The organism is Acidovorax sp. LjRoot66, from assembly GCF_964253305.1.
Lineage (GTDB): Bacteria > Pseudomonadota > Gammaproteobacteria > Burkholderiales > Burkholderiaceae_C > Acidovorax.
The window spans coordinates 2,090,410-2,114,064 of sequence record NZ_CAXUQU020000001.1 but is presented as its reverse complement, the minus strand read 5'-3'; the positions used below and the strand labels follow the sequence as shown (position 1 = coordinate 2,114,064).

Below are 23,655 nucleotides of genomic sequence, written 5' to 3'. Positions count from 1 at the left end.
GAAAATACCCAGCCCCACTTCAAAGAGCCATTCACCCACCATGGGCATCAGCCAGTACATCAAGGAAATCGGCCGCGGCCCGCGCGGGGCCAAGCCGCTCACGCGCGAGCAGGCCACGGACCTGTTCGGCCAGGTGCTGGACGGCACGGTGACCGACCTGGAGATCGGCGCCTTCTGCCTGGCCATGCGCATCAAGGGCGAGACGGCCGAGGAGATGTGCGGATTTCTGGACGCCACGCATGCCCGCATGGCCCTGCTGCCCGCCAGCGACCGCCCGCTGGTGGTGCTGCCCAGCTACAACGGTGCACGCAAGCTGCCCGTGCTCACCCCGCTGCTGGCCCTGCTGCTGGCGCGCGAGGGCCTGCCGGTGCTGCTGCACGGCATGCGCACCGAGGCGCGGCGCATCCTCGCCTCCGATGTGCTCGAAGCGCTGGGCGTGCCCGCACTCACCGCACCGCGCAAGGTGGCCGATGGCGCGGTGGCGCACATCGCCACCGGCCTGCTGCACCCCGGGCTGGCCCGCCTGCTGGCCGTGCGCCAGACCGTGGGCCTGCGCAACGCGGGGCACAGCGCCGTCAAGCTCATGAACCCCTGCGCCGGAGCGGCCGTGGTGGTTACCAGCTACACGCACCCCGAATACTTCGAGATGCTGCAAAACACCTTCAGCGCCATGGGCATGAACGCTTTGCTCTCGCGCGGGCTCGAAGGCGAAGTGGCGGCCGACCCCCGCCGCACACCCCGTTACGACGCCTTCGTGGGCGGGGCGCACCATGTGCTGCAGGAGCAGGAGCCCGGCACCGCGAGCGAGGTGCCCGGCCTGCCGACCGAGATCGACTTGCCCACCACGGCCGACTACACCCGCCGTGTGCTCGCAGGCGAGTTGCCGACACCGCCTGCCCTCACGCGGCAGGTGGAACATATCTTGCACATCACCGGTCAAACAGCCACCGCCGCAATGCCGGAGACACAGCCATGAACCGCCCCACGAATCCATCCGCCCCCTCGCCCCAGCACGACCGCCCGCACCTGGGCACCGGCGGCTCCTGCACCCTGGTGGGTGCCGGCCCCGGTGATCCGGAGCTGCTCACGATCAAGGCGCTCAAGGCCATCCAGGCGGCCACCGTGCTGCTGGTGGACGACCTGGTCAGCGATGCCATCGTGGCCTACGCCTCGCCCACGGCGCGCATCGTGCATGTGGGCAAGCGCGGCGGCTGCAAGAGCACGCCGCAGGCCTTCATCGAAAAGCTGATGCTCATGGCCGTGAACGAGGGTGAGAACGTGGTGCGCCTGAAAGGTGGCGACCCGTTCATCTTCGGCCGCGGCGGCGAGGAGGTGGAGCACCTGCGCGCCGCAGGCGTGCCGGTTACGGTGGTCAACGGCATCACCGCCGGCCTGGCGGGGCTGACCTCGCTGGGCGCGCCCCTCACGCACCGGGAGCACGCGCACGGCGTGGTCTTCGTCACCGGCCATGCCAAGCCCGACGACGCCGGAACCGACTGGCGCCAGCTGGCCGCCACCGCACGCGACGCCAAGCTGACGCTGGTGATCTACATGGGCGTGAGCGGTGCCGCCACCATCGAGCAGGAGCTGCTCACCGGCCTGCCCGCCGCCACGCCCGTGGCCATCATCCAGCATGCCAGCCTGCCGCAGCAACGCCATGCCGTGACCACACTGGGCGAGCTGCACGCCACCATTGCCCGCGAGGGGCTGGCCAGCCCCTCGGTGATCGTGGTGGGCGACGTGGTGCAGGGCATTGCCGCAGCGGCCGTGCCGCAGCCGGCGAGCAAGCTGCGCTTCGCCTGATCGCGCCGCACCTTTTCACCCGCCCTTTCGCCCGCTCAGCAGGCCCTGCGATCCCATCGCCGGGCCTGTTTTTTTTGCCTGCGCGCAGCCTGTTGCGTGCACGCTCCAAGGGCAGGTCCACAGGCATGCATTGGCCCGGGTATTGCTAGTTGTGTACCGACAACCCGATGGCACACCACACAGGATCACACCATGGCAGCCTACCCCCTCTCCGCCCGCAGCAGCCACGGCAATCTGCCCGCGCCCACCACCCCAGCGCCGCGCGATGGCGAGATGTCGCTGGTCAACCTGGCCGCGCGCCAGCGCATGCTGTCGCAGCGCATGGTGCTGCAGACCGTGCTGGCCACGCGCGGCAGCGACCTGCACCTGAAGGCGGCTCGCGGCTCGCTGGCGCTGTTCAGTGAAAGCCATGCCAGGCTGGTGGACACGCCGCGCCACCTCGATGCGGCCATGGGCGAGCGCATCCGCACGACCTACCAGGGCCCTGCCGGTGTGGGCCCCACCATCGACGCCTTCATGCAGCAGGTGGAGCGCACGCTGGAGCTGGCCGAGCGGCAAAGCCCGCGCGTGGAAGAAGCCCTGGCGCGCCTGGTGGAGATCACCGACGGCGCGCTGGATGCGCTGAACACGGCCACCACCGCATTTGACCAGTTGGGCAAGGCCAGGTCCGAGACGCTGATGAAGGAGCTGGCGGGCATCGTCGCCTCCATCCAGACCGTGGCGCGCGAGGCCAAGGTGGTGAGCTTCAACGCCCAGGTGATGGCCGCGCGCGCAGGCCAGCATGGCCGCGAGTTTGCGGTGGTGGCCAACGTGCTCTCGGGCATCACCAACGAGATCGACGGGCTCTCGCTGCAGGCCGTGTCGCTGGCGGGGCGCAACCGCTGAACGTGGCGCCGCAGCCCTGCCGATTGCCGGTCAGGCGGCCAGCGGTGCAGGCACGGGTGCCGAGCGGGCCTGCTCGAAGCGTGCGGCCAGTTCCTTGCGCAGGGTCTTGCGCATCACGGCGGCATCCCAGCGGCGGCGCTCTTCGGCGGTGGAGGGCGACAGCGCAGGCACCGGCACGGGCTTGCGCGCCTCGTCCACCGCCACCATGGTGAAAAAGCAGCTGTTCACATGCCGCACCACCTGCGAGCGGATGTCCTCGGCCACCACCTTGATGCCGATCTCCATCGACGAGGAGCCGGTGTAGTTGACGCTGGCCAGAAAGGTCACGAGCTCGCCCACATGGATGGGCTGCAGGAACATCACCTGGTCCACGCTGAGCGTGACCACGTAGCAGGCCGAGTAGCGGCTGGCGCAGGAGTAGGCCACCTGGTCGAGCAGCTTGAGGACAGCGCCGCCATGGACGTTGCCGGAAAAGTTGGCCATGTCCGGGGACATGAGCACGGTCATGCTCAACTGGTGCGAGGGGATGTTCATGGACTCTGATTTTACGTGCGATGACGGTTACAACACCGTCTTCGGGCGCCCGCTACACTCGCGACACACAGCCACGGGCAACCATCCACGACCTGGGCGCAGAGGGGTAAAACATGCTCGAAATCGACAAACTCAATGAATTCACCGAAAGCCATGGCGCGCTGCGCACCGGGCGCGGGCTCGTGTCAGGGGTCATCGCCCTCACACTGGCGATCCTTTGCTTCCTGGGGGTGCTGGCCTTCCACTTCCCCGAGTACCTGACCACGCCGCAGTTGCGCAAGAGCTACGACGTGAATGTGATCCGTTACATCATGCTGGCGGCCATGGCCGTAGCGGGCGGCATCTCGCTGGTCAACATCCTGTTCAACCGCTCGCGCTGGCTGGCCACGTTCGCCTTCACCACCGTGGCGCTGGCGGCCTTCCTGGGTGGCCACAAGGTGGAGGTGAACCCGAACTTCCCCGACAACACGCCCTACATCGGCCTGGACTGGTTCATCCTCGATCTGCTGGGCAGCTCGCTGATCTTCATCTTCATCGAAAAGCTGTTCGCGCTGCGCAAGGACCAGCCCATCTTCCGCGCCGAGTGGCAGACCGACTTCCACCACTTCATCGTGAACCACATGGTGGTGGGCTTCGTGCTGCTGGCCACCAACCTGGTCGTGCACAAGTTCTTCGGCTGGGCCGCCAGCGACGGCATCCGCGGCTGGGTGCAGGGCCTGAACTTCTGGGTGGCGCTGTTCCTCATCGTGCTGGTGGCCGACCTGGTGCAGTACTGGACCCACCGCGCCTACCATGAGGTGCCCGTGCTGTGGCGCCTGCACGCCGTGCACCACAGCGTCAAAAGCATGGACTGGATGGCCGGCTCGCGCCAGCACATCCTGGAGCTGTTGATCACACGCACGCTGGTGCTGGCCCCGATCTACGTGTTCGGTTTTTCCAAGGAAGTGATCGACGCCTACATCGTCGTGGTGGGCTTCCAGGCCGTGTTCAACCACGCCAACGTGAGCGTGCGCCTGGGGCCGCTGCGCTACGTGCTGGTCACGCCCAACTTCCACCACTGGCACCACAGCCAGGATCAGGAGGCGCTGGACAAGAACTATGCGGCCCACTTCGCCTTCCTCGACCACCTGTTCGGCACCGCCGTGAAGAGCACCAAGCTGTGGCCCGAGCACTACGGCGTGCTGGGTGACTACGTGCCCAACGGCTTTGTGAAGCAGTTCAAGTTTCCGTTCACCTGGAAGGGCTGAGCAGCCGCCCAAAGGCGCGCCCGGTTGCGAATGAGGCGCAAAAGCAACGCGCCTGATCGAGGCCGTGCCTATTCCCATCATTCTTATTAAGAATGATTGTTATTTAAAAGTTACAATTGGAGCCATAAACCAGCCACGCCGTGCTCTTCTTGTTGTTGCGCAGCCAGCCAGTTGCCAGATTCAACAACTCGAGGATTGCTCCATGCCCATTTCCCGTAGGCAGCCCGTCTGCCGTCTGCACCCGCTGGCGCTGGCCGCCATCGCCACCATCCTGGCTGGCGCAGCCCATGCCCAGGATGCTGCCCCAGCCGCTGCATCCCCCACCGACCAGATCGTGGCCCCCAAGGCGCTGGACGGCGTCACTGTCTCGGGCTCGCGCGAGAGCGCCTCCACCCGCCTGCAGCTGACTGCACGCGAAACGCCCCAATCGACCACCACGGTGACCCGCGAGCAGATCGAGCGCCAGTCGCTGACCAGCATCGATTCGGTGCTGCGCAACGTGAACGGCATCGCCGTGAGCTTCTACGATACGCAGCGCCCGCTGTACTACGCGCGCGGTTTCCAGGTCACTGACTTCCAGATCGACGGCCTGCCCTCGTACAGCAGCAGCACCAACCAGGAGTTCGACACCGCGCTGTACGAGCGCATCGAGGTCGTGCGCGGCGCCAACGGCATCCTGACCGGCGTGGGCGTGCCCTCGGCCACGATCAACATGATCCGCAAGCGCCCGCAGCGCGAGTTCGCGGCCTCGGTCGCGCTCACCGCAGGCTCTTGGAACCTGTACCGTGGCGAGCTCGACATCAACGCCCCGCTGAACAGCGACGGCAGCGTGCGCAGCCGCCTGGTGGTCGCCCCGCAGAAGAAGGACAGCTTCCGCGACCGCTACTCCGAGGACAAGACTGCCCTGCTCGCCGCCATTGAGGCCGACCTGGGCCGCTCCACCGTGGTGGCCCTGGGCTACCAGCGGCAGTCCAACGACCCCAAGGCGCCGATCTGGGGCACCATTCCGCGCTTTGCCATCGATGGCTCGCCCATCGACCTGCCCACGTCCGTGAGCTTCTCGCCGCCCTGGACGCGCTGGGAGCGCACCTCGGGCACGTTGTACGCGACGCTGGAGCACCAGATCAACGATGACTGGAACCTCAAAGCGGCGCTGAACCACACCGAGGGCGATACCTTCAGCCTGCGCACCTACGGCTATGGCAGGACCACCTCGCTGGCGCCCTTCATCAACCCCGCAACGGGCGCCGGCACCACGCTGTACGCCGCCGTGGGCGGCGGCAGCGAAAAGCAGGAGACGGTGGATGCCTACCTGTCGGGCAAGTTCGAGCTCGGCGGCCGCAAGCACGACATGATGGTGGGCATGAGCTCCACGCGCATCGCCACGCGCACCGATGGCTACAGCTCGGTGGCCAACTGGAGCTATGTGGTCCCCAACATCTACACCTGGGACGGCAGTGCGCCCGCGCCCGTGTACTCCAAGACCGGCGCCTGGCGCACGCAGATCACGCAGCAGACGGGGCTGTTCGCCTCGGCGCGCTGGCGCCTGGCCGACCCGCTGTCGCTGCTCACCGGCGTGCGCCTGACCGACTGGCACCGCCACAGCGACAGCTACGGCACCACCGGCACCTATGCCGGCAAGAGCGCCATCCAGGACGAGAACCGCAAGGTCACCCCCTACATCGGCGCGGTGTACGACATCACGCCCACGCTGTCGGCCTACGCCAGCTACACGCGCATCTTCAACCCGCAGAACTACAAGGACCGCAACAACAACCCGCTCTCGCCCGTGATCGGCAGCAATGCCGAGGCCGGCCTCAAGGCCGAGCTGCTGGATCGCCGCATCCAGGCGCACTTCGCGGTGTTCCAGACCAAGCAGGACAACTACGGTGTGCGCGATGGCGCCATCACCACGCCGCTGCCCGATGGCACGCTGCCCTATGTGGCGGTCAACGGCACCAAGTCGACCGGCTTCGAACTGGAGTTCGCGGGCATGGTTACCAGGCAATGGCGCGTGAGCGCAGGCCTGACGCGCGCCAGGGTCACGCGCGCCCCCACGGACCTGATCTACGCCAACCTGCCCGACTACCTGCTGCAGCTGGGCACGGACTACCAGCTGTCGGGTGCGCTCGCCCCCCTGTCGGTGGGCGGCAACCTGGTGTGGCAAAGCTCGGTTGAAGGCTTCAACATCCCGCACCCCACCGGTACGGTGACGGTCAAGCAGTCGCCCACGGCAGTCCTGGGCCTGCGTGCCTCGTGGCAGTTCAACCCCAAGCTCAGCGCCACCCTGGCCGTCAACAATGTGACGAACAAGAAGTACTGGGCCAACCTGGACTATGGCAACTACAGCGACCCGCGCAACGTCAGCCTGACGATGCGCGCTGCATTTTGATTCGGTACATCCCCCTGAGGCGCTGCGCGCCTTCACCCCTTCTCTCGAATGGCTGCGCCACTCGGGAAGGGGGACACCGCCAGCGCGGCGGGGCGGCCCTTGCGCGGCGGTCCTGGCTTTTAGGCAGCGCGCTCTCAACGGGCCGCGGGAAACTGAGCCATACCGCCGCAAGATGCGGCAGTCCAGACCGACTGCGGCATCCCGTTGCTTGATGGCTGCACTGCGATGAACCCACCTTCCGCCCACCCCGCCGGCCGCTGGTATGCCAGCCACCATGCGTGGCTGGTGGTCTGGCTGCAGCGCAAGATGGGGTGCCCGCACGGTGCCGCCGATCTGGCGCAGGACACCTTCGTGCGCGTGCTCGCCGCGCGGGAGATCGAGCAGGTGGTCGAGCCCCGCGCCTTTCTGACCACGCTGGCCAAGCGGGTGCTGTTCAGCCACTGGCGCCGGCGCGAGCTGGAGCAGGCCTACCTGCAAGCGCTGGCCGAGTCGCCGCAGGCCACGGCACCGTCGCCGGAAGATCTGGCCGTGCTGCACGAGGCGCTGCAGGCCATCGACCAGCGCCTGAACGGCCTGCCTGCCAAGGTCAAACAGGCCTTTTTGCTGCACCGGCTCGATGGGCTGACGCATGTGCAGATCGCCTGCGAGATGGGGATCTCGGTGGCCAGTGTGGAGCGCTACATGAAGCAGGCCTACCTGCACTGCTGCAGGCAGGATACCGGCGTGGGCCAGCCATGAGCAGCGGCCCTTGCGGGTTGGCGCAAGATGCACTGGCCACCGCCGTGGACTGGCAGGTTCGGCTGACCTCCGGCAGCGCCAGCGCAGGCGAGCACGCAGATTTTGCGCGCTGGCTGTCGGCCGATGCGCGCCACCAGGCCGCATGGCAGCGTGTGCAGGGCGTGCTCGCAGAGCCCGTGGGGCAGATCCACCACATCGACCAGCGCCACCCAGGCCAGTTGCCGGCCGTGCGCCGCAGCCTGACCGCAGCGGCAGCGCCGGTCTCGCGCCAGCGCAGGGGCATTGTGGGCGGATCGGCCCTGATGCTGCTCGCCAGCGTGGGCGCCGGGACCCTCGCCCACCGCAGCCAGCCGCTGGGCGGGCTGCTGGCCGACCTGCACACCGGTACCGGCGAGACACGCCACACCCTGCTGCCCGATGGCAGCGGGCTGGACCTGAACGCCCGCAGCGCAGCCGATGTGCACTTTGACCACGGGCGCCGTCTGGTACGGCTACGCGCAGGCGAGTTGCTGGTGCAGGTGGCCCGCGATGCCCTGACCGATCGGTCATCGGGCCTGCCTGCACGCCCCTTCGTCGTTCAGACCCGGCATGGCACCGCCCAGGCCATGGGCACCCGCTACCTCGTGCGCCAGGAAGCGGATCGCAGCCTGGTGGTGGTGCTGGAGCACAGCGTGGCCCTGCAGACCGGCGATGGCGCGCAGCGCATCCTGCGCGAAGGCCAGGCTGCCTGGATGGATGGCCAGCGCATCGAGATGGCGCAGCAGCGCATGGCACACCAGGCCAGTTGGACCGAAGGCGTGCTGGATGTGCGCGATGAACCGCTGGGCGATGTGGTCGCCGCACTGGGCGCCTGGCGCAAGGGGTTGGTGCGCATCAGCCCGGCAGCGGCCCGGCTCCGGGTCTTTGGCGTTTTCCGCCTGAACGACACCGGGCAGGCGCTGCAGGCCCTGGTGGACACCCAGCCCATCACCGTCACCCACTACGGGCCGATGCTGACCTTGATCGACGTGCAGTAACCCGAAGCCGCCTGCCGCAAATTATTTTGCACCGCGTGAGGGGTTTTGCGGTGCCCGCTCGACAAGTACGGGGTAAGCCTTGTCCAACGTTCAGCACAGGAACACTATCCCATGTCCAGCCCCTCCTTTCGCCCCCGCCTGCTCGTGGCGGCCTTGACCGCTGCCTTCTGCGGCGCCAGCTTTGCGCAAACCCTTCCCACCCCCGGCGACACGCTGGTGGCCCAGGCCGGTGCCGTACAGAACTGGGACCTGCCCGCAGGCCCCCTGGACGACACCCTGGCCCGCATGGCCCGCCAGGGCGGCAAGATCCTCACCGCAGACCCGGCACTGCTGCGCGGCAAGACCGCCCCTGCCGTGCGCGGCAGCTTTGCGGTGGAGGAAGCGGTGCAGCGTGCGCTCGCAGGCTCGGGGCTGGCGCTGGTGCGCCTGGGCAACGACACCTTGACCGTGCGGCCGGTAGCGCCGCCGGCACCGGCACCGGCCGCCCAGGCACCCGCTGCGGCGGAGCGCAGCCTGGCGGCCGTGACGGTAGAGGGCTCGCGTGACCCCAACCAGCTGTACCAGCCCTTTGCAGGTGGCCAGGTCGCCAAGGGCGCACGCCTGGGGGCCCTGGGCAACACCTCCCTGCTCGATGCGCCCTTCGCCATCAGTGGTTACACCGAGCAGGCAGCGCGCGATACTCAAGCCCGGCGGCTGATCGACGTGCTGGCCGCGGACCCGGCCGTGCGTACCACCAACTCCGAGAGCAACGCGGTGGACGTGTTCTTCCTGCGCGGCCTGCCCATGCTGAGCCAGGACATCTCGTTCAACGAGACCTTCGCGGTGGTGGACACGCGGCGCATCGCGGTGGAGCAGTTCGAACGCATCGAAGTGCTCAAGGGCCCGAGCGCGCTGCTCAACGGCATCGGTCCGAACAGCACCACCACGGGCGGCACCATCAACCTCGTGCCCAAGCGCGGCACCGATGTGCCGCTGACCCGCCTGACCCTGTCCGCCTCATCCCACGGCCAGGCCGGCGCGCACCTGGACGCGGGGCGCCGCTTCGGCACCGACAACCAGTGGGGTGTGCGCGTCAACGCCGCCACGCGCGGCGGCGGATCCACCGGCGTGCCGAATGAAAAAGTGGGCATCGACCATCTGTCGGCCGCGCTGGATTTCGCGGGCGAGAAGCTGCGCGCCAGCTTGGACGTGGCACAGAACCAGCGCCAGTTCGACGGCTTTCCCCAGTTCCACCGCTTCAACGAAGGCTTTGCCCTGCCCGCACCGCCATCGACGGCGCAGGCCTTCAGCCAGCCCTGGGACCGCAGCGACACCAAGAGCTCTTCGGTGGTCTCGCGGGTGGAGTACGACATCACACCCGACTCCACCGTCTTCGGCGTGCTCGGCGGCGTGGACTACGAGGAATTGAACGTCAACGCGGGCAGCACCCGCATTACCACGGCCAGCGGCAACTTCACCGCCCAGCCCAGCATCTTCCAGACCAACTCGGCCCTGCGTTCGGGCGAGCTGGGCTGGCGCGTGCGCTTTGCCACCGGCCCGGTCAAGCACCGGGTGGTGGTCGGCTATTCGCGCTTCACGGGGGACGGCTCCAGCCTGAGCCAGACCATGGGCAGTGCGTTCACCAGCAACCTGTACAACCCGGTCTTCATCGCCCAGCCCGCATTGCCCACCGGCGGCCGCCTGGCGCGCTTTCAGGACACCGCCTCCGACAGCCTGGCCGTGGTGGACTCCATGCACCTGCTGGACGACCGCCTGCACCTGATCGCCGGCGTGCGCTACCAGAAGCTGGACATCGGTGAATTCGCGGGCGGCGTGGAGCAGCGCCGCTACGAGCAGACGGCCACCGCCCCGTCGCTGGCCGCAAGCTACAAGCTGGCACCGACCTTGTCGGTGTATGCCAACTATGCCGAAGGCCTGTCGCAAGGGCCCGTGGCGGGTGGCAGCACCGCCAATGCGGGCAAGGTGTTCCCCCCGTTCAAGGGCAAGCAGATCGAAGCCGGCGTGAAGTACGACGGCGGCTCCTTCGGTGCCAGCGCGTCCCTGTTCCAGATCCGGCAGCCGGTGTCCTTCGTCAACGGGGCGAACTTCCTCGTGGTCGACGGCGAGCAGCGCAACCGCGGCCTGGAGCTGTCGCTCTACGGCGAGGTGGCCAAGAACCTGCGCCTGAACGCCGGCCTGGCGCTGTCCGATGCCGTGCAATCGAAAACCCTGAACGGCGCCAACGACGGCAAGAAGGCCATCGGCATCCCCGACCACACGCTGGTGGTGCACGGCGAATGGGACATCGCCGCCCTGCCGGGCCTCACCGCGACCGGCCGCCTCACCAAGGTGTCGCGCCAGGTCGCCAGCGCCAACAACGCGCAGAGCATCCCGGGCTTTGACAGCTACGACCTGGGCCTGCGCTACAGCACCCGCCTTGCGGGGCGTCCCACGGTGTTCCGCCTGACCGTGGAAAACGTGGCGGACTCCTCCCATTGGCTCGCAGTGCGTACCGGCTTCCTGACGCGCAGCACGCCCAGAACTGCGCTGTTCTCGGTCAGCACCGATTTCTGACGCACCTGCGCGCCCTGGCGTCTTTTTGCACGGCCAAGCTTGCAAGCCCGCTTGCGACAGAGGTCTGGACAGGTGTTCCAGGAGCGCGCCATTGTCGCTCAGGCGCAGGACTACGGGGCGCCAAGCTGTTCTTCCAGCGTTTTCAATTGCTTGCGCAGCTCCTCGCTGCGGGCCTCGCACGCGGCTTTGCCCTGGCCGGCTGCGGCCGCCCGCTCCTGCGCGAACTGGGTGCCCGATGCCAGGGTGCTGCGCAGCGGACCCGCGCTGGCCGCGGCCTCCAGGGGTTGCGCTGCACATTCCTTCTGGTTGCGCTCCAGGGCCATGCGTGCCTGGGGAACGCCCTGGTTCTGCAGGTGGTTCTTGCGCTGCCATGTGGGGCCGAACGCCCCCTCCCTGGAGGTGGAGGGCGGGGGCGGGATCGGCGTGGCGCCCTCCAGGGCGGGGCGCACCTCGATCTTCTCGCCCTGGCCCGGGCAGGATGCGTCCTGGAAGGACACCTTGCCATCGGCATCCGTGCACTTGTTGATGGCCCAGGCCGGGGCCAGAAAGCCCAGCGCCAGGGTGCAGGCGGCGTAGCGGATCATGGTCATGAGCAGTCCTTGCAGGATGGATGGCCCATGTTAGTCCACTGAAACCGGGAAATCGGCTGTGCATGAGGGTCTGGCAGCGGGCGCATCGCCGCGTTGCAGGCTTTGCCAAGGCGGCCAGCCTTGGCCGCAGCCCGCGCCTTGCGCTGCACCCGCTGCCACCCCGGCGCACAGCCGATTTCCCGGTTTCAGTGGACTCGCCCCCCTACAATCCGCGGCATCCATGACCATCCCTTTCTTTGACGCCATCATCATCGGCGCCGGCGCAGCCGGCCTGTTCTGCGCCGGCCAGGCAGGCCAACGGGGCCTGAAGGTCCTGCTCATAGACCACGCCGAGAAGGTGGCCGAAAAGATCCGCATCTCGGGCGGCGGGCGCTGCAACTTCACCAACCGCGACCTGGACCCGGCTGCGCCGCACAAGCACTTCGTGGGGCAGAACCCGCAGTTCTGCCGCTCGGCGCTGTCGCGCTACACGCCGCAAGACTTCATTGCGCTGGTGCAAAAGCACGGCATTCCCCACCACGAAAAGCACAAGGGCCAGCTGTTTGCCGATCGCTCGGCCGAGGACATCATCGCCATGCTGCTGGCCGAATGCGCTGCGGGCGGCGTCATGCACTGGCAGCCCTGCGGTGTGAAGAAGATCGATTTCCAGACCGGCACCAACGGCCAGGGCGGCAGCTACCTGGTGGACACCGACCGGGGCCCGGTGCAGGCGCGCAGCCTGGTGGTGGCCACGGGCGGGCTGTCCATCCCCAAGATCGGCGCCACCGATTTCGGCTACCGGCTGGCGCGACAGTTCAACGTTCCGCTCATCGAACAACGCCCAGGCCTGGTGCCCATGACCTTCGACGGGGACGCCTGGGCGCCCTATGCGCAGCTCTCGGGCCTGGCGCTGCCGGTGCAGATCAGCACCGGCGCCAAGAAGGCGCGCATGGTGTTCGACGAGGACCTGCTGTTCACGCACCGGGGCCTGTCGGGCCCGGCGGTGCTGCAGATATCGAGCTACTGGCAGGAGGGCACGCCCCTGGCCATCAACCTCGCGCCCACGGTGGACCTGCCCGCTGCACTGGCGCAGGCCAAGCTGCGCTCGCGCAAGCTCATCGCCAATGAGCTGGCCACCCTGGTGCCGAGCCGCCTGGCCGATGCCTGGGCCCAGCGCGAGGCGGACTGGCAGCGCCCCATCGCCGAAGCCTCGGACAAGGCATTGGCGCGCCTGGCCGAGCAGTTGGCGCGCTGGGAGCTCACCCCCACGGGCACCGAGGGCTACAAGAAGGCCGAGGTGACGCTGGGCGGCGTGGACACGCGCGTGCTCTCGCAGCAGAGCATGGAATGCAAGACCCAGCCCGGCCTGTACTTCATCGGCGAGGTGGTGGATGTGACCGGCTGGCTGGGTGGCTACAACTTCCAGTGGGCCTGGGCCAGTGCCCACGCCTGCGCCGGGGCGCTCCCCGCCAGCACAGCTCAGTGATCGGCCACCTGGCCCCAGCGCGCATGCCCTAGCCAGTTGCGCAGCGCCACGGCGCCGCCGGGGGTGATCTCCAGGGCCCGGGTATCGCTGCGGCGCAGCAGCCAGCCCTGGTCCAGGCAGTGGCTGCAGATCATGGCGCCCAGGCGGCCCGCCACGTGCATGCGCCGCTCGCTCCAGTCCAGGCAGGGGCGGCAGTGCGGGCGCTTGCCGCTGCCCGCCGCGCCCTGGCTGGCCTCTCCATCCAGGCCCAGGCGCTGCAACACCGGTGCGGCCTGCGCCGTGACATGGCCGCCCGCATCGCCGTCGAAGGCCATGGCGCCCTCGTCCAGCAGGTGCTCGGTGATGGCCACGCCCAGGCGGCCGGCAATGTGGTCGTAGCAGGTGCGCGCGGTGCGCAGGGCCGCATCGCGCGGGCCGACCACCACCGGCCGGGGGGCGGCGGGTGCGGGTTGCTGCACGGCCAGCTGCATCAGGCCTTCGAGCACGCGCGCCACGTCGGCCGAGGCCAGGCGGTGGTAGCGGTGGCGACCCTGGCGCTCCAGCCGCAGCAGGCCGGCCTCGACCAGCAAGGCGAGGTGGCGGCTCGCCGTCTGGGCGGTGATATGGCCGGCATCGGCCAGCTCGCGCGCCGTGAGCGCGCGCCCGTCCATCAGCGCCACCAGCATGGCCGTGCGCGCGGGCTCGCCGACGAGCGCGGCGATGTGGGCGATCTGGTTGGTGTTCATGCCAACAGTGTGCACCGCGCGAGGGCTGGAACACTTCGCACGCCGACGAAGTGAGCCTGCCCCCGTGAATGGCTCAGGGAATGCTGACCAGCTCGCCAAAGCGCGAATCGCCCAGCGCGGGGCGGCTGGCGTGCTGCAGCACCCATTCCTGCAACTGCTCCACGGGCAACGGCCGGGTGAAGTGAAAGCCCTGCAGTTCCTCGCAGTCGAGCGCATCCAGCACCTGGGCGGTGGCCAGGTCCTCCACCCCTTCGGCGACGATCTTCAGGCCCAGCGTGTGCCCGAGCGCGATGATGGCGCGGGTGATGGCCATGTCGGCCGGGTTGGTGAGCATGTCGTGGATAAAGGACTTGTCCACCTTGAGCCGGTCGATGTCGAAGCGCTTGAGGTAGGCCAGGCTCGAATAGCCGGTACCGAAGTCGTCGATGGACAGCTGCACCCCCAGCGCCTTGAGCGCGGCCAGTTGGCGCTCGGCCGAGTTGGCATGGTCCATGAGCTGCGACTCGGTGATCTCCAGCTCCAGCCGATGGGCCGGCATGCCGCTCTTGGCCAGCAGCGCCTCGATGTCGGGCACGAGCTGCGGGTCGGCAAGCTGTGCCGCCGACAGGTTGACCGAGACCGATACCTGCGACAGCGGATGCGGCGCTCGGCCCAGCGGGCCCTCGTACTCCAGCGACTGCCAGGCCAGCCACTGCGCGCTGGCCTGCTGCAGCACCCAGGCGCCGATGGGGCGGATCATGCCGGTCTCTTCTGCGATGGGGATGAACTCGCTGGGCGGCACCATGCCCAGCACCGGGTTGTTCCAGCGCAGCAGCGCCTCCACACCCTGCAGGCGCCCTCCCCGGGCGCTCAGCCGCGGCTGGTAGTGCAGGCTGAACTCGCCGCGCCCCAGGGCCCGGCGCAGGTGCTGCTCCATGGACTGGCGGGCCAGCGCGCGCTGGTCGGTCTCGGCCGAGTAGAACAGGGCCATGTCGCGGCCTGTGGTCTTGGCCTCGTACATGGCCGCATCGGCGCGGCGCATGAGCTCGTCGATGTCGCCGCCGTCCTCGGGGTAGACCGCGATGCCCACGCTGCAGCTCACGTTGAGCTCGTGGCCCTCCACGGGGTGCGGCTGGCGGATCAGCGGGATCAGCCGGTTCTCGACCAGTTGCTGCACGTCCTCGGGCCCTGCCACGTCGCGCATGATGACCACGAACTCGTCACCGCCCAGGCGGCTCACGGTGTCGCGGCTGCGCACGGCCTGCGTCAGGCGCTGCGCCACCGAGCGCAGCAGGCCGTCGCCGATGTGGTGGCCCAGCGTGTCATTGATGGCCTTGAAGCGGTCCAGGTCGATGAACAGCACGGCCACGCGCTCGTTGCAAGCCTGGGCGTGCGCCAGCGCCAGCTGCAGGCGCTGCACGCACAGCGAGCGGTTGGGCAGCTCGGTGAGCACATCGTGGTGGGCCAGGAACTGGATGCGCTCCTCGTTGAGCTTGCGGTCGGTGATGTCGATGGCGATGCCGATGTGGTTGACCACCGCCCCCGCCTTGCCCTCGCGCACGGCCGAGACCATGAGCCAGGCCGGGTAGGTCTCGCCCGAGCGGCGGCGAAAGCGCACCTCGCCCTGCCAGGACTCCTTGTCCTGCATGGCGCGCGCGATCTGGGCCGACAGCGGCTCCTGCCCTGCGGTGTCCTCCTGCAGGAACCCCAGGCCCTCGCCGATCACCTCGTAGAAGTCGTAGTGCGTGCTGCGGCAGAAGGCCTTGTTCACGCTGATGATCTGCTGGTCGGCGTTCATGATGATGATGCCCTCGGACGAGGCCTCGAACACCTTGGCCCACAGCTCCAGGCGCTGCTCCATGACCTTGAGCACGTTGATCGGCGTGAAGGCCGTGAGCACCGCGTCGCGCCCCTGGAACACCAGGCGCCGCGCCGACAGCACGGCCCACGACGGTTCGGGCCCACCCTTCCAGCGCACCTCGAACTCGTCCACCGAGCCCTGGTCGGCCAGGCGCTGGAAGAAGCGCGCGCGCACGCCCGGCTCCAGCCCCGCCACCCAGGGGTCGACGGTGCGGCCGTTGAGCCACTGCCCGGCCGGCGCGTTGGAGTGCAGCACCTCGTGCTCGGGGATGGAGGTCACCATCAGCGGGATGGGGAAGGCCTCCACCAGCTCGCGCTGGGCCTCGGCCGCACGGGCGCTGGCGGCCAGCTCCTGCTGCAGCAGGCGCTCGCGGTCGAGCTGGGCCAGCATGCCATTGAAGGCGGTGACCAGGCGGCCGATTTCGTCGCTGCTGTTCCAGTGGGCGCGCAGCGTGTGGTCGCCGCTCTTCCTCACCTCGTCGGCCACGCGGGCCAGTTGCTGCAGCGGCTTGGCGATCTGGCGCGCCACCAGCGTCACCAGAGACAGGATGCAGCCCAGCAGCACCAGTGCCGTGCCCAGGTGCAGCCACATGCGCGAGTACAGGCTGTCCACGCGCTGGTGCAGCAGGCGATCGAGGTCGTTGATGCCCGAACCCCAGGCCGCCTGCAAGGCGCCCAGCAGCTTGGCCTCCTGCTCGGTCAGCTGCGCCATGGTCAGGCGCGATTCGCCGCTGGCGACAGCCTGCAGGTGCGACTGGAATTCGAGCAGCGTGGCGTTGAGCGCCTCGCGGTCATGTACCAGCGCGGTCCTCAGTTCAGGCGTGCCGGCGATGAAGGCCTGGTTGTAGTCCGACTCGATGCCCAGGGTGACAGCTTCGAGCCGCCCCACCAGCGTGAGCAGCTCGGACGACCACTGCGGCCCGCGCGCGGTGCGCGGGGAGTTCAAAAAGCTCACCGTGTCGTGCACGGCCTGCAGCAGCTCGGGAAAGCGCAACACCGACAGCGACATCTCGTAGTAGCTGTCGAGGTCGGGGTCCAGGATCAGGTTGGACTGGTTGCCCACGGTGGTGAGCAGCTCGCGCCCATCGCGCAGCAACTGGCTGCGCAGCCGTGTGAGGGCCTGCGGGTCGGCCTGCGCGGCGGCATCGGTGCCCAGGCGTTCCAGTGCATCCTTGAAGCGCTGGCCGGCCTCCTGGGTGTGCAAGGCCTCGTCGTGCTCGGCGCGCACCGTGTCCAGGCGCGCCAGCGTGTCGGCCACCGACAGGGCTGGCTGGCCGGGCTGCAAGAAGCGGCCGAGCAGGCCGTCGCGCACCACGGTGGCGTAGCTGGTGCCGACGATCTCCTTGCGCGTGAAATCGATGGCCTGGTTCTTCTCGTGGATCAGGATGCTGGAGACATAGATCACCGCCGTGAGGTCCAGCAGATAGATGAGCATGAGCTTGCGGCCCACACTGAGCCGGCCTAGCCAACCTGATACGCGGTGCATGATTGCCATGGGTGCCCAGTTTCCCGTTCCTGCAAGATGCGCCCGGCGTGGGCGCCGGACAGTAAGTCGTGCCCCGAACCGCTCAAACAGGCGGAATGGAAACACTCTGTAAGTACACATGCAATTTCCGCGCCACACGCACCACCTTGGGGCGCACGGAATGCACTTGCACATTTCCCGCATCCGACTGCTATAATGCTCGGCTTCGCTGGCATGCCCCGTCGGCCAATACTAGTTACAGACGGGGACAACCGCCACGCATGGTCTTGAGGCCCGATCTCCCCAAGACCCTCTGCGCGGCAAAAAAATTTGGAACACATTAGCTAATGACTACGATCCGCGTAAAAGAAAACGAACCCTTTGACGTTGCACTGCGCCGCTTCAAGCGCACCATTGAAAAGCTCGGCCTGCTGACCGACCTGCGCGCCCGCGAGTTCTACGAAAAGCCAACGGCCGAGCGCAAGCGCAAGAAGGCTGCCGCCGTCAAGCGCCACTACAAGCGCGTGCGCAGCATGCAGCTGCCCAAGAAGCTGTACTGATCGCTGGCCCTCACAGGCCGCATCAACCCGCGCTCGGGACGCCAGGCGCGGGTTTTTTGCTTTTTGCGCTCTCTTTTTTGCAGATTCAACGACAAGACCCCAGGAGAAATGCCATGTCCCTCAAGGACCAGATCACCGAAGACATGAAGACCGCCATGCGCGCCAAGGACAGCGAGCGCCTGGGCACCATCCGCCTGCTGCTGGCCGCGCTGAAGCAAAAGGAAGTTGACGAGCGCATCGAGCTCGACGATGTGGCCGTCATCGCCATCGTGGACAAGCTGATCAAGCAGCGCAAGGACTCCATCGCCGCGTTCGAGCAGGCTGCGCGCCAGGACCTGGCCGACAAGGAAAAGTCCGAGCTGGTGGTGCTGCAGGCCTACCTGCCCGCGCGCATGTCGGCAGAAGAGACCCTGGCCGCCGTCAAGGCCATCGTGGCCGAACTGGGCGCCTCGGGCCCTGGTGACATGGGCAAGGTGATGGGCGCGGTCAAGACGCGCCTGGCCGGCAAGGCCGACATGGGCCAGGTGTCGGCAGCGGTGAAGACCGCGCTGGCCGGCGGCTGATCGCCTCTAGTCCACTGAAACCGAGAAATCGGCTGTGCGTGAGGGTCTGGCAGGGCCGCAATCTAGGCGACGGGCGCAGCCGGGTTGCACACCCGGCGAGCACGGCAACGACGAGTGCGGCCCTGCCAGACCCTCACCCTTCGGGCCGGGGTGGCAGCGGGCGCATCGCCGCGTTGCGGGCTTTGCCAAGGCGGCCAGCCTTGGCCGCAGCCCGCGCCTTGCGCTGCATCCCGCTGCCACCCCGGCGCACAGCCGATTTCTCGGTTTCAGTGGACTAGCCGATCCCGGACCACTCCTTTTTGAAGTGGTCCTGCAGAAACTCCACGCACACGCGCACCTTGGCCGACAGGTGCAGCCGCGTGGGGTACACGGCCCAGACATTCGCGTCCTGGCGCCATTCGGGCAGCACCTGCACCAGGTGCCCGGCCTTCAGGTGGGGCTGCACGTCCCACAGCGAGCGCAGCGCAATGCCGCGCCCGTCCACGGCCCACTGCACCACCATCTCGCCGTTGTTGGCCGACAGCGGGCCACGCACCTTGACCATGTCCTCCACAGCGCCGCTGCGCAGGCGCCACACGCCAAAGGGATGGTCGCGCTCCTTGATCACCAGGCAGTCGTGGCTGGACAGCTCCGAGAGCGTGCGCGGCGTGCCGTGGCGTGCCAGGTAGGCCGGCGCGGCGCACAGCACGCGGTGGTTGTCGGCCAGGCGCCGCGCGATCAGGTGCGGGGCGATCTCGTCGCCCACGCGCACATCGAGATCGAAGCCCTCACCGGCCACGTCCACCAGCCGGTCGAACACCTCCAGGCGCACCTGCAGGCCCGGGTGCCGCTCCACCAGGCGCGACAGCGCGGGCGCGACGATGCGCCGGCCAAAGCCGAAGCTGCTGCTCACGCGCAGCAGGCCGCGCGGCTCGCGGCGCGTGACCGCCACCTCCTGAAGCAGTTGGTCAACGTCATCGAGGATGCGCTGCGCCCAGTGGAACACCCGCTCGCCCTCCTCCGTGACGGCCACGCGCCGCGTGGTGCGGTGCAGCAGTTTCACGGCCAGGTCTTCTTCCAGCAGGCGGATGCGCTTGCTCACGTAGGCGGGCGAGGCACCGAGCTCGGTGGCGGCGTCCGCAAAGCTCGATTTGCGCACGACCACGGTGAAGACACGCAGGTCCTCGGTCGATGGGCTTTTATGCACGATGTGTGAAGAATGGATGCACAGGCGGCCGATTGTATTTTGCGCGGCCCTGTCCAACAATGCAGGCCACGCACCCTTCACCCTCCAAGGAAGACATCTGATGAGCAGCAACAACACCCAGTACACGATCGCCGTGATCCCCGGCGACGGCATCGGCAAGGAAGTCATGCCCGAAGGCCTGCGCGCCGTGAAGGCCGCGGCCGAGCGCTTCGGCATCGCCCTCACCTGCCGCACCATCGATTGGGCCAGCTGCGACTACTACGCCGAGCACGGCCAGATGATGCCCGACGACTGGAAGGCGCAGCTCGCGGACGTGGACGCGATCTTCTTCGGCGCCGTGGGCTGGCCCGCCACGGTGCCCGACCATGTCTCGCTGTGGGGTTCGCTGCTCAAGTTCCGCCGCGAGTTCGACCAGTACATCAACCTGCGCCCCGTGCGCCTGTTCGAGGGCGTGCCCTGCCCGCTGGCGGGCAGGAAGCCCGGCGACATCGACTACTTCGTGGTGCGCGAGAACACCGAGGGCGAATACACGTCGCTCGGCGGCATCATGTACGAGGGCACGGACCGCGAGATCGTGATCCAGGAGTCGGTCTACTCGCGCAAGGGCACCGACCGCCTGCTGCGCTTCGCCTTCGATCTGGCGCAGAGCCGCCCGCGCAAGCACGTGACGCTGGCCACCAAGAGCAACGGCATCGCCATCAGCATGCCCTGGTGGGACAAGCGTGCCGACGAGGTGGCCAAGGACTACCCCGAGATCACGCTGGACAAGCAGCACATCGACATCCTGACCGCGCGCTTCGTGCTGCAGCCCGGCCGCTTTGACGTGGTGGCCGCGACCAACCTGTTCGGTGACATCCTCTCGGACCTGGGCCCCGCGACCACCGGCACCATCGGCCTGGCCCCTTCGGCCAACCTGAACCCCGAGCGCACGTTCCCCTCGCTGTTCGAGCCCGTGCATGGCTCGGCGCCCGACATCTACGGCAAGAACATCGCCAACCCCATCGCCATGATCTGGTCGGGTGCGCTGATGCTGGACTTTTTGACCAACGGCCAGGGCGCCGGCCGTGCCGCGCACGACGCCATCGTGGCGGCCATCGAGGCGGCCTTGAAGGAAGGCCCGCTCACCCCCGACCTGGGCGGCCAGGCCAGCACCACGGAGCTGGGCCAGGCCATCGCGGCACGCATCGCCAAGGCATGAGGCAGTGCGGGGCTTTCAGCCCCGCTTCCACCACAGATGGCCGAACTGGTTGACGAGCATGCCCAACAGCACTGCCGCAGTACCCGCCCACTGTGCGGCGGTCGGTTGCTCGCCCAGCACCAGCATGGCGGCCAGCAAGCCCACCACCGGGATCAGCAGCGAGAACGGCGCCACCCGCCCGGCCGGGTGGCGCTGCAGCAGCCGCGTCCACAGGCTGTAGGCCAGCAGGGTGGCCAGCAGCGCCAGGTAGAACACGGCGAACAGCGCGCGGCCGTTCAGGCCCGCGAGCTGCGCGGCCACCGAGGCCGGGCCGTCGAGCCACAGCGCCAGACCGAAGAACGGCACGATGGGCACGGTACTGCTCCAGACGATGAACGGGAACGGCGCGTAGTCGCCACCCGCGCGTGCCGCAAAGCGCACCACCAGGTTCGAGGTGGCCCACATGAAGGCCGCGCCCAACGTGAGCACGAAGCCCGCCAGGCTCATCTGCAGCGCACCCTCGCCATGGGCGCTGGCGATCACCAACAGCCCCCCGAACGCCACCGCCAGGCCCAGCCACTGCGCGGGCCGCGCGCGCTCGTGCAGCAGCGTGACCGCGAGGATCAGCGTGAAGAAAGCCTGGGTCTGCATGACCACCGAGGCCATGCCCGCCGTCATGCCCAGGCGCAGGCCCAGGAACAGCAGGCCGAACTGCCCCAGGCCCTGCGCCAGGCCATAGGCCACGACGAAGCGCCAGGGCAGTACCGGCCGGCGCACGAAGAGCAAAAAGGGCAGCGAGGCCGCGATGAAGCGCAGCGTGCCCAGCAGCATGGGGCTGAGCGTCTGCAGGCCCATTTTCATGACCACGAAGTTCGAGCCCCAGATGACGATGACGGCCAGCGCGCAGGCCAGGTCGCCATGCGACAACGCGCGGGCCGGTACTGCCCCCAATGCCGTCGCCGTGTTCATGCGCGGCTGCCTGCCAGCGCACCGGCGACGGGCCGCCCCTGCCGCTGGCGCGCCGCCACGAAGGCATCGAAGGCCTGGGCGCTGGTCTTGCGCGGCACGTAGCCCAGTTGCTCCTTGAGCGCGGTGTTGAGCAGCACCGGCCGGTAGCGCAGAAAATCGAGCTGCTCGGGGCCATAGCGGCTCACGCCCAGGCGCGAGCCCAGGAACAGGGCCGCCTGCAGCAACCAGGCCGGCAGGTCAAGCGTGCGCTTGCCCAGGCGCGCCGCGATCTGGTGGATGGTCAGGGCCCCGTCGCCCGCCAGGTTGTAGCAGCCCGGGGGCGCACCATCGAGCGCATGCAGCAGCGCGCCGGTCACGTCCTCGTCCCAGATGAAGACGAAGGGGCTGTCGCTGCCGCGAATGGCCAGGAGGCGCGGCTTTTCGAACAGTGCGGTGATCTGGTTGTCCACACGTTCACCCAGGATGGTGCCGATGCGAAAGACCGTCTGCGCCAAGCCCGGATGGCTCTGGCGCCATGCGCCCAGCATCTCTTCGACCAGGCGCTTGTGGTGCGCATAGGCAAAGCTCTCGTTGCCGCGCAGCGGGTGCGACTCGGTGAGCCAGGGCGCGTTATCGGCGTGGTAGCCATAGGCCGCGCCGCTGGAGGACACGAGCACATGCCGCACGCCCTGGGCCGCGCAGGCTTCGAGCACGTTGCGTGTGCCGTTCACGTCCACGTCGTACTCGAAGGCCCGGTTCGAGTCGCGGCCCGGCGTGACGATGGAGGCCAGGTGCACCACGGTGTCGATGGCATGGCGCTGCAGCGTGGCGGCCAGGGCCTTGTCGCGCACGTCCTGGGCCTGGTAGGTGACGCCCGGCTGGCGGCGCTCGGGCGGCACCTCGCGCACGTCGAGGGCCACCACGCTGCCGGTGTCCGGCCGCCGGGCCAGCGCCGCCACCACGCCCCGGCCCAGGAAGCCATCAGCCCCGGTGACGAGGACATTGCGGGCGCGCGGGGCCGGCGCGCTCATGCGCCCTCCCCTTGCAAGGCCACAGGCGCGCCCACGGGGTCCTTGCGGCCCCACCAGCTGGCCAGCGCCAGGCCGGCGATGATGTCCCAGAAGCCCCAGACACCCGCCACCACGGCCATGCCGCCCAGGCCACCGAAGAAGCTGAAGATCACCACCAGGCCCAGGCCCGCATTGCGGATGCCGACCTCGATGGCGACGGCGCGCCGGTCATAGTCCTGCAGGCCGGTGAAGCGCGCGCACAGGTAGCCGGTGCCGAAGGCCAGCGCATCGTGCAGGGCCACGGCCAGCAGCACCATGCCCACATAGTCGAGGAAAAAGCGCCAGTTGCCGGCGATGGCGCCCAGAATGAAGCCGATGAGCGCCAGGAAGCTGATGATGCGCACGGGCTTCTTCACGCGCAGCGTGAGGCGCGGCAGTTGGTGCGCGCACAAGAGGCCGAGCACGAAGGGCACGCCGATGATGGCGACGATGTGGCCCACCATCTCCAGCGGGTCGAGCGCGATGGTCTTGAGCAGCGGCGCGGCCGTGGGGTGCATGCCGCCCCAGAACGCGAAGTTCAGCGGCATGACCACGATGGCGATGGCGTTGGAAATCGCCGTCATGGACACCGACAGCGCAACGTTGCCGCGTGCGCGGTGCGTAAGGATATTGGACACGTTGCCCGGCGGGCAGCAGGCCACCAGGATCATGCCCAGCGCGATGCTCGGCCCCACGCCAAGCAGCAGCGTGAGCACATAGATCACTGCCGGCAGCACGATGAACTGCGCGGCAATGCCCACGGCCATGGCCCAGGGCATCTTGGCCACGCGGCGGAAGTCGTCCGCCCGCGTGTCGAGCGCGATGCCGAACATCAGAAAGGCCAGCACCGCATTGAGCAGCATCAGCGACGCGGGGTTGAAGTTCAGGCGGATCTCGTCGACGGGCAGCATGGTATTTGT

The 23,655-nt window shown here is 68.3% G+C and carries 20 protein-coding genes; 12 read left to right on the top strand and 8 right to left on the bottom strand.

Going from position 1 to position 23,655, the window contains the following annotated elements; translation table 11 throughout:
• Positions 1-40 precede the first annotated feature (40 nt).
• The 3 genes from ybiB to ACSQ3Y_RS09795 all read left to right on the top strand — a co-directional run bounded on the left by ybiB (position 41) and on the right by ACSQ3Y_RS09795 (position 2,688).
• Positions 41-976 carry a DNA-binding protein YbiB gene (ybiB, locus tag ACSQ3Y_RS09805; protein WP_436177136.1) on the top strand — a complete coding sequence of 312 codons (936 nt, stop codon included), beginning with the start codon at positions 41-43 and terminating at the stop codon, positions 974-976.
• The gene (cobA, locus tag ACSQ3Y_RS09800; protein WP_436177135.1) at positions 973-1,803 is read left to right on the top strand and encodes a uroporphyrinogen-III C-methyltransferase; all 831 of its coding nucleotides are present in this window, start codon (positions 973-975) and stop codon (positions 1,801-1,803) included. Before ybiB ends, cobA begins: the two co-directional genes overlap by 4 nt.
• Before the next feature lie 192 nt (positions 1,804-1,995).
• Positions 1,996-2,688, top strand: a complete 693-nt coding sequence (locus tag ACSQ3Y_RS09795) for a type IV pili methyl-accepting chemotaxis transducer N-terminal domain-containing protein (RefSeq protein WP_436177134.1) — start codon at positions 1,996-1,998, stop codon at positions 2,686-2,688.
• A 30-nt stretch (positions 2,689-2,718) separates the two neighbouring features.
• Here ACSQ3Y_RS09795 and ACSQ3Y_RS09790 read toward each other — a convergent pair whose 3' ends face one another.
• Positions 2,719-3,222 carry an acyl-CoA thioesterase gene (locus ACSQ3Y_RS09790; RefSeq protein WP_436177133.1) on the bottom strand — a complete coding sequence of 168 codons (504 nt, stop codon included), beginning with the start codon at positions 3,220-3,222 and terminating at the stop codon, positions 2,719-2,721.
• Between the two features lie 113 nt (positions 3,223-3,335).
• On the opposite strand from ACSQ3Y_RS09790, the gene ACSQ3Y_RS09785 reads away from it, so the two are divergent.
• The 5 genes from ACSQ3Y_RS09785 to ACSQ3Y_RS09765 all read left to right on the top strand — a co-directional run bounded on the left by ACSQ3Y_RS09785 (position 3,336) and on the right by ACSQ3Y_RS09765 (position 11,168).
• Positions 3,336-4,469 carry a sterol desaturase family protein gene (locus ACSQ3Y_RS09785; protein WP_057199662.1) on the top strand — a complete coding sequence of 378 codons (1,134 nt, stop codon included), beginning with the start codon at positions 3,336-3,338 and terminating at the stop codon, positions 4,467-4,469.
• 202 nt (positions 4,470-4,671) lie between these two features.
• Positions 4,672-6,861 carry a TonB-dependent siderophore receptor gene (locus ACSQ3Y_RS09780; protein WP_436177132.1) on the top strand — a complete coding sequence of 730 codons (2,190 nt, stop codon included), beginning with the start codon at positions 4,672-4,674 and terminating at the stop codon, positions 6,859-6,861.
• Positions 6,862-7,086: 225 nt separating this feature from the next.
• Positions 7,087-7,599 carry a sigma-70 family RNA polymerase sigma factor gene (locus ACSQ3Y_RS09775; RefSeq protein WP_057199660.1) on the top strand — a complete coding sequence of 171 codons (513 nt, stop codon included), beginning with the start codon at positions 7,087-7,089 and terminating at the stop codon, positions 7,597-7,599.
• Complete coding sequence (locus ACSQ3Y_RS09770) at positions 7,596-8,615, top strand: FecR domain-containing protein (protein ID WP_436177131.1); 1,020 nt, start codon at positions 7,596-7,598, stop codon at positions 8,613-8,615. The genes ACSQ3Y_RS09775 and ACSQ3Y_RS09770 overlap by 4 nt, the downstream gene beginning before the upstream one ends.
• Positions 8,616-8,726: 111 nt before the next feature.
• Positions 8,727-11,168, top strand: coding sequence for a TonB-dependent siderophore receptor (locus ACSQ3Y_RS09765; protein ID WP_436177130.1), 2,442 nt, complete (start codon positions 8,727-8,729; stop codon positions 11,166-11,168).
• Between the two features lie 110 nt (positions 11,169-11,278).
• Here ACSQ3Y_RS09765 and ACSQ3Y_RS09760 read toward each other — a convergent pair whose 3' ends face one another.
• Positions 11,279-11,758, bottom strand: coding sequence for a DUF4124 domain-containing protein (locus ACSQ3Y_RS09760; RefSeq protein WP_436177129.1), 480 nt, complete (start codon positions 11,756-11,758; stop codon positions 11,279-11,281).
• Positions 11,759-11,978: 220 nt separating this feature from the next.
• Here ACSQ3Y_RS09760 and ACSQ3Y_RS09755 point away from each other — a divergent pair, with 220 nt between their 5' ends.
• Entirely contained in the window at positions 11,979-13,223 is a 1,245-nt protein-coding gene (locus ACSQ3Y_RS09755) for an NAD(P)/FAD-dependent oxidoreductase (protein ID WP_436177128.1), read from the top strand.
• On the opposite strand, the gene ACSQ3Y_RS09750 is transcribed toward ACSQ3Y_RS09755, so the two are convergent.
• Both ACSQ3Y_RS09750 and ACSQ3Y_RS09745 read right to left on the bottom strand, forming a co-directional pair.
• A complete protein-coding gene (locus ACSQ3Y_RS09750) occupies positions 13,217-13,948 on the bottom strand; it encodes an ArsR/SmtB family transcription factor (protein ID WP_436177127.1) in 732 nt (243 codons plus the stop codon). The genes ACSQ3Y_RS09755 and ACSQ3Y_RS09750 overlap by 7 nt on opposite strands.
• Positions 13,949-14,021: 73 nt before the next feature.
• Complete coding sequence (locus ACSQ3Y_RS09745) at positions 14,022-17,282, bottom strand: EAL domain-containing protein (RefSeq protein ID WP_436177126.1); 3,261 nt, start codon at positions 17,280-17,282, stop codon at positions 14,022-14,024.
• 317 nt (positions 17,283-17,599) lie between these two features.
• Between ACSQ3Y_RS09745 and rpsU the strand changes: the two genes are divergently transcribed.
• Both rpsU and ACSQ3Y_RS09735 read left to right on the top strand, forming a co-directional pair.
• Positions 17,600-17,812 (top strand): 30S ribosomal protein S21, encoded by a 213-nt coding sequence (rpsU, locus tag ACSQ3Y_RS09740; protein WP_007833691.1) that lies wholly within the window; start codon positions 17,600-17,602, stop codon positions 17,810-17,812.
• A gap of 113 nt (positions 17,813-17,925) precedes the next feature.
• Complete coding sequence (locus ACSQ3Y_RS09735; RefSeq protein ID WP_057199652.1) at positions 17,926-18,375, top strand: GatB/YqeY domain-containing protein; 450 nt, start codon at positions 17,926-17,928, stop codon at positions 18,373-18,375.
• Positions 18,376-18,649: 274 nt separating this feature from the next.
• Here ACSQ3Y_RS09735 and ACSQ3Y_RS09730 read toward each other — a convergent pair whose 3' ends face one another.
• On the bottom strand, positions 18,650-19,561 hold the full coding sequence (locus ACSQ3Y_RS09730; protein WP_164470702.1) for a LysR substrate-binding domain-containing protein: 912 nt from the start codon (positions 19,559-19,561) through the stop codon (positions 18,650-18,652).
• A gap of 100 nt (positions 19,562-19,661) precedes the next feature.
• Between ACSQ3Y_RS09730 and ACSQ3Y_RS09725 the strand changes: the two genes are divergently transcribed.
• Entirely contained in the window at positions 19,662-20,759 is a 1,098-nt protein-coding gene (locus ACSQ3Y_RS09725; protein ID WP_436177125.1) for a tartrate dehydrogenase, read from the top strand.
• Between the two features lie 15 nt (positions 20,760-20,774).
• Here the strand turns inward: ACSQ3Y_RS09725 and ACSQ3Y_RS09720 are convergent, their stop codons facing one another.
• From ACSQ3Y_RS09720 to ACSQ3Y_RS09710, 3 genes are read right to left on the bottom strand one after another with little or no spacing between them, the layout of a single operon-like run.
• The gene (locus ACSQ3Y_RS09720) at positions 20,775-21,707 is read right to left on the bottom strand and encodes an EamA family transporter (protein WP_436177124.1); all 933 of its coding nucleotides are present in this window, start codon (positions 21,705-21,707) and stop codon (positions 20,775-20,777) included.
• Complete coding sequence (locus tag ACSQ3Y_RS09715) at positions 21,704-22,717, bottom strand: SDR family oxidoreductase (RefSeq protein ID WP_436177123.1); 1,014 nt, start codon at positions 22,715-22,717, stop codon at positions 21,704-21,706. Before ACSQ3Y_RS09715 ends, ACSQ3Y_RS09720 begins: the two co-directional genes overlap by 4 nt.
• Positions 22,714-23,646, bottom strand: coding sequence for a bile acid:sodium symporter family protein (locus ACSQ3Y_RS09710; RefSeq protein ID WP_436177122.1), 933 nt, complete (start codon positions 23,644-23,646; stop codon positions 22,714-22,716). The genes ACSQ3Y_RS09715 and ACSQ3Y_RS09710 overlap by 4 nt, the downstream gene beginning before the upstream one ends.
• Positions 23,647-23,655: the final 9 nt, after the last annotated feature.